The 10,079-nt window shown below is 71.6% G+C and carries 10 protein-coding genes and 1 pseudogene; 8 read left to right on the top strand and 3 right to left on the bottom strand.

What is annotated here, in order from left to right:
* Positions 1-126: 126 nt before the first annotated feature.
* Positions 127-438, bottom strand: a pseudogene (locus ABZ896_RS36610) (LuxR family transcriptional regulator); the annotation flags it as partial.
* 172 nt (positions 439-610) lie between these two features.
* Between ABZ896_RS36610 and ABZ896_RS36605 the strand changes: the two are divergent.
* Both ABZ896_RS36605 and ABZ896_RS36600 read left to right on the top strand, forming a co-directional pair.
* Positions 611-1,297 carry an alpha/beta fold hydrolase gene (locus ABZ896_RS36605; RefSeq protein ID WP_360938859.1) on the top strand — a complete coding sequence of 229 codons (687 nt, stop codon included), beginning with the start codon at positions 611-613 and terminating at the stop codon, positions 1,295-1,297.
* A gap of 79 nt (positions 1,298-1,376) precedes the next feature.
* Positions 1,377-2,087: a methyltransferase domain-containing protein gene (locus ABZ896_RS36600; protein ID WP_360938856.1), complete on the top strand. Its 711-nt coding sequence runs from the start codon at positions 1,377-1,379 to the stop codon at positions 2,085-2,087.
* Here the strand turns inward: ABZ896_RS36600 and ABZ896_RS36595 are convergent.
* Both ABZ896_RS36595 and ABZ896_RS36590 read right to left on the bottom strand, forming a co-directional pair.
* Entirely contained in the window at positions 2,053-2,427 is a 375-nt protein-coding gene (locus ABZ896_RS36595) for a fic family toxin-antitoxin system, toxin component (protein ID WP_360938854.1), read from the bottom strand. The genes ABZ896_RS36600 and ABZ896_RS36595 overlap by 35 nt on opposite strands.
* The gene (locus ABZ896_RS36590; protein ID WP_360938852.1) at positions 2,424-2,648 is read right to left on the bottom strand and encodes a toxin-antitoxin system HicB family antitoxin; all 225 of its coding nucleotides are present in this window, start codon (positions 2,646-2,648) and stop codon (positions 2,424-2,426) included. The genes ABZ896_RS36595 and ABZ896_RS36590 overlap by 4 nt, the downstream gene beginning before the upstream one ends.
* Positions 2,649-2,828: 180 nt before the next feature.
* Here ABZ896_RS36590 and ABZ896_RS36585 point away from each other — a divergent pair, with 180 nt between their 5' ends.
* The 6 genes from ABZ896_RS36585 to ABZ896_RS36560 all read left to right on the top strand — a co-directional run bounded on the left by ABZ896_RS36585 (position 2,829) and on the right by ABZ896_RS36560 (position 10,065).
* Complete coding sequence (locus tag ABZ896_RS36585) at positions 2,829-3,638, top strand: ABC transporter ATP-binding protein (RefSeq protein ID WP_360938850.1); 810 nt, start codon at positions 2,829-2,831, stop codon at positions 3,636-3,638.
* 4 nt (positions 3,639-3,642) lie between these two features.
* Positions 3,643-6,210 (top strand): ABC transporter permease, encoded by a 2,568-nt coding sequence (locus ABZ896_RS36580; RefSeq protein ID WP_360938848.1) that lies wholly within the window; start codon positions 3,643-3,645, stop codon positions 6,208-6,210.
* 49 nt (positions 6,211-6,259) lie between these two features.
* A complete protein-coding gene (locus tag ABZ896_RS36575) occupies positions 6,260-7,150 on the top strand; it encodes an LLM class F420-dependent oxidoreductase (protein ID WP_360938846.1) in 891 nt (296 codons plus the stop codon).
* 56 nt (positions 7,151-7,206) lie between these two features.
* Positions 7,207-7,632, top strand: a complete 426-nt coding sequence (locus ABZ896_RS36570; RefSeq protein WP_360938844.1) for a GNAT family N-acetyltransferase — start codon at positions 7,207-7,209, stop codon at positions 7,630-7,632.
* A 97-nt stretch (positions 7,633-7,729) separates the two neighbouring features.
* The gene (locus tag ABZ896_RS36565) at positions 7,730-9,055 is read left to right on the top strand and encodes a hemolysin family protein (RefSeq protein ID WP_360938842.1); all 1,326 of its coding nucleotides are present in this window, start codon (positions 7,730-7,732) and stop codon (positions 9,053-9,055) included.
* Positions 9,052-10,065 (top strand): hemolysin family protein, encoded by a 1,014-nt coding sequence (locus tag ABZ896_RS36560; RefSeq protein ID WP_360938840.1) that lies wholly within the window; start codon positions 9,052-9,054, stop codon positions 10,063-10,065. The genes ABZ896_RS36565 and ABZ896_RS36560 overlap by 4 nt, the downstream gene beginning before the upstream one ends.
* Positions 10,066-10,079 lie beyond the last annotated feature (14 nt).

Raw genomic sequence — 10,079 nt, 5'->3', positions numbered from 1 at the left:
GCACAAGATCCTCGAAGCCGGCGCGGCCACCGGCTACAACGCCGCCCTCCTCGGCCACCTCGTCGCGCCCGGGCGGCCCAGCATGCCCCGGACCAGCGCGTGGCCCGCCGTCATGGCCAGGGAGCCCTCGGCGGCCTCCAGCGGGCGGGTGTCGAGACGGGCGGCGGTCACCGCCCGCAGGAAGGCGTGACCGGCGACCGGGTACTGGTCGGCCGCGGCCAGGAGCAGCAGGAGTCGGGTGGCGTCGGGCAGCGCCCGGATCTCCGCGCGCAGGGCGCGCAGCAGCCCGGGGGCGAGCTCGGCGGGTTCGGCCGGGAGCGGGTCCAGGCCGGCCGACTGCCGGTCGGTCAGCAGCGGAACGAGTTCGGCGACGGCGCGCGGATCGCCGTACACGGCACGTGTCACCCGCGCTCGGACGCCCTCGGGAAGCGACGACATCAAGCGCTGCGGTGGCGAAGTGCGGCTCTGGGGCGGGGGGTTCACCGGAGTCACCACGTCACTCACGTTACTGGCGAGTTAATTGACCCGTAAAGACCGGCGATTTCACCGATGCGGCGCGCGTAGACCCGCGCTGACACTCCTGACAACCCCACCCGTTTCAGGAGGCATCATGCAGCGCTTCGGGCGTCGCATCGCCGCGGCCGCCACGGCCGTGGTCTCTTCTCTCCTTCTGTCGCTCTCCGTCGCCGCCGTTCCCGCTCACGCGGCGACCCACAACCCCATCGTCTTCGTGCACGGCCTCAGCAGCGACTCCAGCAGCTGGGACGACTGGATCGCCGACTTCAAGGCCGACGGCTACAGCGCCTCGGAGCTGGACGCCTGGTCGTACAGCTGGTCGCAGTCGAACGTGACCACCGCCCAGCAGCTGGCCACCGAGGTCCAGCGGGTCCTCAAGGCGACCGGCGCCTCGAAGGTCGACCTGGTCACCCACTCGATGGGGGCACTGAGCGCCCGCTACTACCTGAAGAACCTCGGCGGGACGTCCTACGTGGACGACTTCGTCTCGGCCGCCGGCGTCAACCACGGGACGACCACCGCCTCCTGGTGCTCGTGGCTGTACACCTCCTGTGCGGAGATGTACACGGGCAGCTCCTTCCTGACGGCCCTCAACTCCGGTGACGAGACGCCGGGCAGCGTCGCGTACGCCAGCTACTGGTCCAACTGCGACGACGCGCTCACCCCGGACACCACCGCGATCCTCAGCGGGGCGACCAACGTCGAGGTCGGCTGCATCTCGCACACCGACATGAACAACGACTACGGCGTCTACGAGCAGGTGCGCGACTTCGTGCAGTGAGTCGCCGTTGAGGGGTGCGACGGGGTCCCGCGGGGGACAATCGCGATAAGGCACGTCCTGTCCTGCGAGGGAGGCCGCCATGCCGCTGCGGTCCGCCGGTTCCCGCACGATATCCCGGGATCCCGTCCACCACCCGCTGTTCGCCCGGTACTACGCCCGGGCCAGTGTCACCGCCGAATCCCGGTGGGGCATGGCCCGGGTGCGTGAGCGACTGCTCGCCGGGCTGTCCGGGCGGGTGATCGAGATCGGCGCGGGCAACGGCCTGAACTTCGGGCACTACCCGGGCTCGGTCGCCGAGGTCGTGGCGATCGAACCGGAGCGGCTGCTGCGGCAGTTGGCGGTGGAGGCCGCTCTGCGCTCGGAGGTGCCGGTCGATGTGGTGCCGGGGGCCGCGGAGGCCCTGCCGGTCAAGAGCGAGGCCTTCGACGCCGTGGTGGTCTCCCTGGTGCTGTGCAGCGTGCGCGATGTGGAGCGGACGCTCGGAGAGATACGGCGGGTGCTGCGGCCCGGGGGCGAGGTGCGCTTCTTCGAGCACGGCCGGGGCGGCGGGCCCGCGATGCGGCTGACCCAGCGCGCCCTGGACCGTACGGTGTGGCCGGCGCTCGCCGGCGGCTGCCATCTGGCCCGCGACCCGGTCGCCGCCCTGCGCGCTGCCGGTTTCGAACTCGGGCCCTACCGGCGGCTGTTGATGCCGGAGAAGGGGCCGCGGACACCCGCGTCGTACTGCGTTCTCGGCACCGCCTGGCGGCCTCCGGTCACAGGGTCCACTTCTGCAGCTCGCGCGCGATGACGTGCACCGAGGCGTCGCCCCGCTTGGCGACGCGGGCCAAGTCGCGGACGAGTTCGGGCGAGGTGACGACCCTCAGGCCGCTCGCGACGAGGTAGGCGTACGCGACGGCACAGGCGAAGAGCGCGTTCGTACGCTCCAACGCCGGGACGTGGATGAGCAGTTGCAGCATGGCGGCGGCGCGCATGTGCGGGCTGTCGTAGACGGGGACGTCGAAGATCTCGGCCTCGTGCCGCGCCACGGCGGCGACGAGGGCACCCCAGTCGGTGACCTGGGGATCGCCCGGGGTCTTCTGCTCGGCGAGCATGAGAAGCCAGGCGAGATCGATGCGCAGGTCGCTCAACGAGCCTCGTGTTCCTTGCCGAGCTCCTCCGTGAAGACGGATTCGTACTGCTTCATGAAGTCCGCCGCGGCCTCCACGAAGGTCTGCCCGGCCTCTCCGGTGTCCTTCATGACCAGTTCCTCGATGTAGCGGTTGACGCTCACGCCCCGGGCGAGAGCGCGCTCACGGGCGGCGCGGGCGGTGTCCTCGTCCACCCGCACATTCAGCTGGGTCTTCGCCATACCTCGAAGCTAGCGCCGAAGTGCTAGCACCCGCAAGGGGGTCTTCTCGGGACAGCGAGGAGGTTTCATGGGCCACCGGGTGCCCCTTACACGGGCATCAGGGACCCGACCTGGGGCGGAGACCGCATCGGCCGCAAGGGGGATGTCGACTGTGGGACGGATCACACTACCCTCGGCCCCATGGCTACTGCTGCGGAGGACGTCCCCGAGACCGCGCCGACCGACGGGGTGGCGGCCCGCGCCCGCGGTCTGACCAAGGCGTACGGCTCGGGCGAGACGGCGGTGCTCGCGCTGGACTCGGTGGACGTGGAGATCGCGCGCGGCCGCTTCACCGCGGTGATGGGCCCCTCGGGCTCCGGGAAGTCCACGATGATGCACTGCCTAGCCGGGCTCGACAACGTCTCGGCCGGTCAGGTGTGGCTCGGCGACACCGAGATCACGGGACTGAAGGAGCGTGAGCTGACCCGGCTGCGGCGGGACCGGATCGGGTTCATGTTCCAGTCGTTCAACCTGATCCCGACGCTGAACGCGGCCGAGAACATCACGCTGCCGATGGACATCGCGGGCAAGAAGCCCGACGAGAAGTGGCTGGACCAGGTCATCGACACGCTCGGACTGCGGGACCGGCTCAGGCACCGGCCCGCGCAGCTCTCCGGCGGGCAGCAGCAGCGGGTCGCGTGCGCGCGGGCGCTGGCCTCCCGGCCCGAGCTGATCTTCGCGGACGAACCGACCGGCAACCTCGACTCGCGGGCGGGCCTGGAGGTCCTCGGGTTCCTGCGGGAGGCCGTGGACCAGCTCGGCCAGACCGTCGTCATGGTCACGCACGATCCGGGGGCCGCCGCCCACTCCGACGTGGTGCTGTTCCTGGCGGACGGGCGGATCGTGGACGAGATGGAGCGGCCTACGGCGGAGGCGGTGCTGGAGCGGATGAAGCGGTTCGATGTGACCCGCAGCAAGCTCGACGGGACTCCCGAGGCCGAGGGGGCCTGACCCGGTGCTGAAGGCGACGCTGAGGAGCTTTCTCGCGCACAAGGGGCGCCTCGTACTGTCCGCGCTGGCCGTCGTCCTGTCCGTGGCCTTCGTCTCGGGCAGCCTGGTCTTCTCCGACACCCTGAGCCGCACCTTCGACCGGCTCTTCGCCTCGACCGCGCCCGACCTCACGGTCAGCCCCAAGGAGGACCTGAGCGAGGCCATCCCCTCCGGGACGACGGCCACTCTCCCGGCCGCGCTCGCGGACCGCGTGGCCCGGGTCGACGGGGTCGCCGCCGCGCGCTTCGACGCCGAGGACGACGGCATCACCGTCGCCGACGCCAAGAACGAGTCCGTGGGCCCGACCACCGGCGCCCCCACCATCGGCACCGACTGGAACCCCACCTCCCGCAGCCCCGTGAAGCTCACCTCGGGCCACGCCCCGCACGGCGCGGGCGAGGCCCTGCTCGACTCGGAGACCGCGGACCGCAAGGACCTGCGGATCGGTGACACCCTCAACGTCATCGCGGCGCCGGGCTCGTTCAAGGTGCGGATCGTCGGCATCGTCACCTTCACCACCACCAACCCCGGTGCCACCCTGCTCTTCCTGGACCCGCCGACCGCGCAGGCCAAGCTGCTCGGCTCGGCGAACGCGGCCACCAGCATCTCCGTGGACGCCGCCGAGGGCGTGAGCAACGACCAGCTCAAGCAGCGGGTGGCCGCCACGCTCGGCACCGGCACCTACGAGTACCGGACCGCCGACGAGCAGGCGAAGTCCGACCTCGACCAACTGGGCGGATTCCTCGACATCATCAAGTACGTGATGCTCGGCTTCGCGGGCATCGCCGTGCTGGTCGGCGTCTTCCTGATCGTCAACACCTTCTCGATGCTGATCGCCCAACGCACCCGCGAACTGGGCCTGTTGCGCGCCCTTGGCGCCGACCGCCGCCAGGTCCGCCGCTCGGTGCTCACCGAGGCGACCCTGCTCGGTCTGGTCGCCTCCACCATCGGGCTCGGCACCGGCATCGGGCTCGCGGTCGGGCTCATCGCGCTGATGAACGCCATCGGCATGAACATCAACACCGGTGAGCTGGTGGTCGGTTGGGGAACACCCGTCGCCGCGTACGTCGTCGGCGTGGGCGTCACCTTCGTCGCGGCCTACCTCCCGGCCCGCCGGGCGGCGACCGTCTCCCCCATGGCGGCCCTCGCGGACGCGGAGATCGCCGGGATCGGCAAGCCGCTCAAGGTACGGGCGATCGTGGGCCTGTTGGTCGGCGCGGCGGGCGCGGCGGCGCTCATCGGGTGCGCGACGGCGTCCAAGACGGCATCAGCGGCCTCCCTCCTCGGCCTCGGTGTCGTCCTCACCCTCCTCGCCACCGTGATCGCCGGCCCGCTGCTGGTGCGGCCGGTGATCCGGGTGCTCGGCGGCGCCTTCCCGGCGCTCTTCGGCCCGGTCGGGCGGATGAGCCAGCGCAACGCCCTGCGCAACCCCCGCCGCACCGGCGCCACCGCGGCCGCGCTGATGGTCGGCCTCGCCCTGGTCGGCGGGATGTCGGTGGCCAGCGCCTCCATGTCCAAGTCCTTCGACGAACAGATCGACAAGACGCTGGGCGCCGACTTCGTCGTACAGAACGGCAACTTCATGCCGTTCCCGCACGAGGTCACGGACGCCGTCCGCGACACCGACGGCGTGGGGCTCGTCGTACGGTCGCGGTTCGCGCCGATCGCCGTACGGCTGCCGGACGGCAAGCGCGTGGAGACCACGGCCGCGGGATACGACCCGCAGCTCGACGAGGTCGCCCACATCACGTACGCGCGGGGCGACACGGCGGACGCGCTGGCCGCCGGACACCTGGCCATGGACCTGGAGTTCGCCCGTGACCACGGCGTGCGGGTCGGCAGCAGCATCCCCGTCGAGTTCCAGGGCGGACGGACCAGCGACCTGACCGTCGGCGCGCTCACCGACCAGGACTCCTCCGACGGGTTCGGGACGCAGGGCGGGATCTACTTCGGCCTGGACACGCTGGAGCGGTTCGCGCCGGGCGGGCAGGACTCCGCGCTGTACGTCAACGCCTCCTCCGGCACGGACGCGGACTCCCTGCGCGCGCACCTGGAGAAGACCCTCGACCCGTATCCGCAGGTCCAGGTGCGCGACCTGGCCGACTACGAGGACCTGGTGCACGACCAGATCGCCGTCCTGCTCTACCTGGTGTACGCGCTGCTCGGGCTCGCGATCGTCATCGCCGTGCTCGGCGTCGTCAACACCCTTGCCCTGTCGGTCGTCGAGCGCACCCGCGAGATCGGGCTGCTGCGGGCCATCGGCCTCGCCCGGCGCCAACTTCGCCGCATGATCCGGCTGGAGTCGGTGGTCATCGCGGTGTTCGGCGCGGTGCTGGGGCTCGCGCTCGGGCTGGTGTGGGGTGTCTGCACCCAACAGGTGCTGGCCCTGCAGGGGATGAACGCGCTGGCGATCCCGTGGGGCACGATCGTCGCGGTCGTCGTCGGCTCGGCGGTGGTGGGGATCGTGGCGGCGCTGCTTCCGGCGTTGCGTGCATCCCGCATGAACGTCTTGGCGGCGATCGCGCACGAGTGATGCAATCGCGGGGCAGATAACTCAAGTCGCTTACCGCTGAGGAGAGTTCATGCCCCGCCCCTTTCGCTTTGCTGTCAACCTGACCGCCGCCGCCACCGTCGAGGACTGGCGCGCCAAGTGCCGGCGGGCCGAGGAACTCGGATACGACGTGATCCTGGTCCCCGACCACCTCGGCAAGATCGCGCCCTTCCCGGCGCTGGTCGCGGCGGCGCAGGTCACCGAACGGCCGCGCCTCGGCACCTTCGTCCTCAACGCGGGCTTCTGGAACCCGACCCTGCTCGCCCGTGAGGTGGCCACGGTCGACGCCCTCACCGGCGGCCGCCTCGAACTCGGCCTGGGCACCGGCTATGTGCAGTCCGAGCACGACCAAGCCGGGCTGCCCTTCGGCTCGGCGGGCGAGCGGGTGGACCATCTCCGGCGCACGGTCGAGGAGTTGGAGCGGCTGCTGTCCTCCGAGGACCATGTGCCGCGGCCGGTGCAGCGCCCCCGGGTGCCGTTGCTGATCGGCGGCATCGGCAACCGGATGCTGAAGCTGTCCGCCGAGCACGCCGACATCGCGGCCTTCACCGGAGCGACCCTGGTACCGGGGAACACGACCGGCAAGCTGACCCCGACCACCGCCGAGCAGCTCGACGAACGCGTCGCGCGGTATCTGCAACTGGCGGAAGGCCGCAAGGAACCGGCCGAGCTGAACCTGCTCATCCAGATGGTGGTGGTCACCGACGACCGCGAGGCCGTCGCCACGCCGTTCCTGCACCGGGTGCCGGACCTGACCCTCCAGGAGGCCCTCGACCTGCCCATCATGCTGATCGGCACGGTCGAGGAGATCGTCGCTCAGGTGCTGGCGCAGCGCGAGCGGTACGGCTTCACGTATCTGACGGTGCTGGAGGCGTCCATGGAGGCGTTCGCGCCGGTGCTGGAGGAGCTGCGGGGCAGATAACCGTCCGGATGCTGGAAACGGGCGCTGCGTCTCCGCGGGCGTGATGGGATCACCCTATGACCGACCTGCGGATACGGGCCGCGACACCCGACGACCTCGACACCGTGCTGGCCTTCTGGAAGGTCGCCGCCGAGGGCACCAGCATCAGCGACGACCGGGACGGCGTGGAGCGGCTGGTCACCCGTGACCCCGAGGCGCTGATCCTCGCCGAGCGGGAGGGCGAGCTGGTCGGCACGGTGATCGCGGGCTTCGACGGCTGGCGGTGCCATCTGTACCGGCTCGCGGTGCACCCGGAGCGGCGCCGCCTCGGCATCGGCTCGGCGCTGCTGGCGGCCGCGGAGGAGCGGTTCGTACGGCTCGGCGGGCGGCGCGGGGACGCGATGGTGCTGGTGCGCAACGAAACGGCCCAGCACGCGTGGCGGGCTGCCGGGTACACGCCGGAGGAGCACTGGCGGCGCTGGGTGAAGCCTTTCGCCGAGTAGGGCGGGCGGTCACCCTGGGACTCCTGGGGACGGCTTAGCGGCGCTCAGGACAGGCGCGCGTCGGGGCCCTGTCCGATCATGGGACGGAGGTGACCCGATGACCGAAGTGCTCCTCCTGCTGGTGGCGATCCTGCTCTCGCTGGCCTGCGGTGCCTTCGTGGCCGCGGAGTTCTCGCTGACCACGGTCGAGCGCGGCGAGCTGGAGCGGGCCGTGGAGCGCGGTGAGCGGGGCGCGTCCGGCGCCCTGAAGGCCGTACGGAATCTGACGTTCCAGCTGTCCGGGGCGCAGCTCGGGATCACCGTCACCAACCTGGTCGTCGGCATGCTCGCCGAGCCGTCGGTCGCCGCGCTGCTCGCGGGGCCGCTGGAGTCGCTCGGGGCGTCGCGGTCCACCTCCAGGTCTCTTGCACTGGTGCTCGGCACCGCACTGTCGACCGTGTTCCTGATGGTCGTCGGCGAGCTGGTGCCGAAGAACTGGGCGATCTCCTCGCCGCTGGCGGTGGCCCGGCGGGTGGGCAGCGCGCAGCGGTGGTTCAGCGCGGCCTTCCGGCCCTTCATCGCGCATCTCAACAACACCGCCAACCGGGTGGTACGGCGCTTCGGCCTGGAGCCCGCCGAGGAGCTGGCGTCCGCGCGCGGGCCGCAGGAGCTGGCCGCGCTGGCCCGGCACTCGGCGCGCGAGGGCGCGCTGGAGGCCGACACCGCGGAGCTGTTCGTGCGGACGCTGAACCTCGCCGACCTGACCGCGGAGAACGTGATGACCCCGCGCGTCCAGGTGGTCGCCCTCGACGTCCAGGCGACCTGCGAGGACGTGGCGAACGCGACGCGCGCGACCGGGCTGTCCCGGTTCCCGGTCTACCGGGGCGGCCTCGACGCGGTGGTGGGGGTCGCGCACATCAAGGACGTGCTGGGGGTGCCCGCCGAGCGCCGTCCCCGGACGCGCGTCTCCGAACTGATGCGCGAGCCGCTGCTGGTGCCGGAGACGCTCACCGTGGACCGGCTTCTGGACCGGCTGTCCGGGCGGCGCACCATGGCGGTCGTCATCGACGAGTACGGCGGCACGGCGGGCGTGGCCACGCTGGAGGACATCGTCGAGGAGGTCGTCGGCGAGGTGCGGGACGAGCACGACCCGCACGAGACACCCGACCTCGCGGCGGCGGGCACCGACGACGAGGGGCGCGCGCTGTACTCGGCCGACGGATCCGCCCGCCTGGACCGGCTCGCACGGGTCGGCCTGCGGGCGCCCGACGGACCGTACGAGACGCTGGCGGGCCTGGTGGCGACGGAGCTCGGCCGGATCCCGGAGGTCGGTGACGTGGTCGAGGTCGCGGGGTGGCGGCTGGACGTGGTGGACGCGAGCGGGCGTCGGGCGGCGCGGGTGCTGCTGCACGCGCCGGAGGTCGTCGAGGAGGCCGGGTCATGACGGTCGTCCAGCTACTCGTCGGTCTCGCCACCCTCGTCCTCAACGCCTTCTTCGTCGGCGGCGAGTTCGCGCTGATCTCCGTTCGGCGCAGCCAGATCGAGCCGTACGCGGAGGAGGGCGACCGGCGGGCCAAGAGCGTGCTGTGGGGGCTGCGGCATGTCTCCGCGCTGCTGGCGGCCGCGCAGCTCGGCATCACCCTGTGCACGCTGGTCCTCGGCGTGGTCGCGGAACCGGCGATCGCGCATCTCCTGGAGCCGGTGTTCCACACGCTGGGCGTGCCGGAGAGCGCCGGGCACGCGGTCTCCTTCGTGATCGCGCTGACCCTGGCGACCTATCTGCACATGCTGCTCGGCGAGATGGTCCCCAAGAACATCGCGCTCGCGGAGCCGGTACGCACCGCCCTGCTCCTCGGCCCGCCATTGGTCACCCTCGCGCGCGGACTGCGCCCGGTGATCTTCGCGATCAACGCCTTCGCGAACGCCCTCCTGAAGCTGCTCAGGGTGGAGACCAAGGACGAGGTCACGGCCACCTTCTCGGACGCCGAGCTGGCCCGGATCGTGCGCGACTCCGGCGAGGCGGGCCTGATCGACGAACGGGCCCGGGAACGGCTCCACGACGCCCTGGAACTGGGCCGGCGTCCGGTGCGGGACGTGGTGCTCCCCCTGGAACGCGTCGTCTACGCGCGCGTGGGCGTCACTCCGGAGCAATTGGAACAGCTGTCGGTGGAGTCCGGCTTCTCCCGCTTCCCCGTGGTGGACGACGGCCGCCGCATCCTCGGCTATCTGCACGTGAAGGACGCGCTGGACGCCTCCCCGCGCGACCTGTCGTTCCCGGTGCGGGACATGCGGCCCATCGCGCGCGTGCGGGCGGGCACGCCCCTGGACGACGTGCTCACGGCGATGCGGCGCAGCCGGACCCATGTGGCGGCCGTGCTGGGCGACGACGGGCGGCTGGCGGGGCTGGTGACGATGGAGGACGTGCTGCGGGAGCTGTTCGGGCGACAGGTGTGACGAGCCCGGAGTGT

Source organism: Streptomyces sp. NPDC047072 (genome assembly GCF_040643855.1).
In the GTDB taxonomy this organism is placed as follows: domain Bacteria; phylum Actinomycetota; class Actinomycetes; order Streptomycetales; family Streptomycetaceae; genus Streptomyces.
Note: the sequence above shows the minus strand (reverse complement) of the source record. Positions and strands in the feature narration are given on the sequence as shown.